Raw genomic sequence first — 520 nt, forward strand, 5'->3', positions numbered from 1 at the left:
CACTGGACAAAAGATGAGCTACGTGCCTATGAAGCTTCAGAGAAGATTGCTAGAGATAATAAAGCTAGAGAAGCTTATCTTGAGGGCCTTGCAGAAGAAGCTGAGCGTAGGGGTATCGAAAAAGGTAGAGAAGAAGGTATTAAAAAGGGTATCGAAAAGGGTAGAGAGGAAGGTAGAGAGGAAGGTAGAGAGGAAGGTAGAGAGGAAGGTAGAGAGGAAGGTATTAAAAAGGGTATCGAAAAAGTAGCAAAAAACATGTTATCTCATAATATTTCTGCTGAGATCATATCTCAGTCTACAGGACTTAGTATTGACGAGATCAACAACCTGAAGAATTAGCTAAGCCTTAGTAAAGGTCTGGGTGGGGCTCCAGGCACCGTCAAGTTTTGAATTATATAGTGGACTGAAAAATCAAGACAAAATTTTGAGAATTTTGCTTCCTATTATTAAGCAGCATTTTTCAATGCCTCTAAATAAACATTCATGGGCTTTTTATAGCCAATGCTAGAATGAAATCTTT

General features: G+C 38.7%; 1 pseudogene. It reads left to right on the forward strand.

Annotated features, from left to right (window positions below):
* Positions 1–339: pseudogene (locus tag L8D11_RS05425) on the forward strand (Rpn family recombination-promoting nuclease/putative transposase); the annotation flags it as partial.
* Positions 340–520 lie beyond the last annotated feature (181 nt).

It is taken from the genome of Candidatus Bandiella numerosa, from assembly GCF_021811875.1.
Classification (GTDB): Bacteria; Pseudomonadota; Alphaproteobacteria; order Rickettsiales; family Midichloriaceae; genus Aquirickettsia; species Aquirickettsia numerosa_A.